The 1,491-nt window shown below is 48.2% G+C and carries 7 tRNA genes and 2 rRNA genes; all 9 read right to left on the bottom strand.

Annotation, left to right across the window (positions count from 1 at the left end):
- Window positions 1-6: 6 nt before the first annotated feature.
- A tRNA-Phe gene (locus BLQ32_RS08890) sits at window positions 7-82 on the bottom strand.
- An 18-nt stretch (window positions 83-100) separates the two neighbouring features.
- A tRNA-Asp gene (locus tag BLQ32_RS08885) sits at window positions 101-176 on the bottom strand.
- A 4-nt stretch (window positions 177-180) separates the two neighbouring features.
- Window positions 181-257, bottom strand: a tRNA-Met gene (locus BLQ32_RS08880).
- Window positions 258-502: 245 nt separating this feature from the next.
- Window positions 503-578, bottom strand: a tRNA-Val gene (locus tag BLQ32_RS08875).
- A 116-nt stretch (window positions 579-694) separates the two neighbouring features.
- Window positions 695-769: transfer RNA gene (locus tag BLQ32_RS08870), tRNA-Glu, on the bottom strand.
- Between the two features lie 26 nt (window positions 770-795).
- A tRNA-Ser gene (locus tag BLQ32_RS08865) sits at window positions 796-885 on the bottom strand.
- Window positions 886-891: 6 nt separating this feature from the next.
- A tRNA-Asn gene (locus BLQ32_RS08860) sits at window positions 892-966 on the bottom strand.
- Between the two features lie 13 nt (window positions 967-979).
- Window positions 980-1,095, bottom strand: a 5S ribosomal RNA gene (gene rrf, locus BLQ32_RS08855).
- A gap of 122 nt (window positions 1,096-1,217) precedes the next feature.
- A 23S ribosomal RNA gene (locus BLQ32_RS08850) occupies window positions 1,218-1,491 on the bottom strand; the annotation flags it as partial.

Below are 1,491 nucleotides of genomic sequence, written 5' to 3'. Positions count from 1 at the left end.
AAAAAATGGTGGGTCAGGACGGAATCGAACCGCCGACACTTAGAGCTTCAATCTAATGCTCTACCAACTGAGCTACTGACCCACATAATTAAGATAAAAATGGCGGTCCCGACCGGGATCGAACCGGCGATCTCCTGCGTGACAGGCAGGCATGTTAACCGCTACACCACGGGACCTTTTTGGTTGCGGGGGCAGGATTTGAACCTGCGACCTCCGGGTTATGAGCCCGACGAGCTACCGAACTGCTCTACCCCGCGACAATAATATAGGTGATACATTGTTACTCTTACGCTTTTCGCTTGATGGACACCTGCATCGCCTTTCGGCTGATTCGGTGTAACTTCACCGTTTTCTTACGGTTCGCTGATCTACTCACGACAATCGTATTGTTCTTACTTTATCATACTTATATTCACTTTGTAAGGCATTTTAGCGTTAAAGGAATATCTTATATAATAGAAGAAACTTTTCAAATCATTACTGGAATTATGTATGTTGGAAATGGTGGAGGATGACGGGATCGAACCGCCGACCCTCTGCTTGTAAGGCAGATGCTCTCCCAGCTGAGCTAATCCTCCATATAATATAAATCAACATCTGTGACAATTTGCGAACTCTGCTATGAAGGCGTTAAAGGAATGCTCCTTCCTCGCTTCGCTGCGTCGCCGCAAATTACCATCTTCGTTTGGTAATTTGGTGACCCCTACGGGATTCGAACCCGTGTTACCGCCGTGAAAGGGCGGTGTCTTAACCGCTTGACCAAGGGGCCATTAATTTTTATTGAAGAATATCTACTGGCGGAGAGCAAGGGATTCGAACCCTTGAGACGGTTGCCCGCCTACATGATTTCCAATCATGCTCCTTCGGCCACTCGGACAGCTCTCCAAAAGTTGGCTCCGAAGGTAGGACTCGAACCTACGACCATCGCATTAACAGTGCGGTGCTCTACCACTGAGCTACTTCGGAATAATATGGATCAGCCTGGCAACGTCCTACTCTCACAGGGGGAAACCCCCAACTACCATCGGCGCAAAAGAGCTTAACTTCCGTGTTCGGGATGGGAACGGGTGTGGCCTCTTTGCCATCATTACCAGACCAATTTATTTTGAAAGACAAGTATTATTATACCAAGTTTACAAGGTATTGCAAGCGTTTTTTTAAAAAAACCTGCGGCTTGTGCCTTCAAAACTGGATATGCGACATTGAAAACAACTGTGTTGGTTAAGTCCTCGATCGATTAGTATTCGTCAGCTGCACGTGTCGCCACGCTTCCACCCCGAACCTATCTACCTCATCGTCTTTGAGGGATCTTACTTGCTTGCGCAATGGGAAATCTCATCTTGAGGGGGGCTTCGTGCTTAGATGCTTTCAGCACTTATCCCGGCCACACATAGCTACCCAGCGATGCCCCTGGCGGAACAACTGGTACACCAGCGGTGTGTCCATCCCGGTCCTCTCGTACTAAGGACAGCTCCTCTCAAATTTCCTGCG

Origin of the sequence: Planococcus glaciei, from assembly GCF_900099655.1 — a bacterium.
In the GTDB taxonomy this organism is placed as follows: Bacteria; Bacillota; Bacilli; order Bacillales_A; family Planococcaceae; genus Planococcus; species Planococcus glaciei.
Note: the sequence above shows the minus strand (reverse complement) of the source record. Positions and strands in the feature narration are given on the sequence as shown.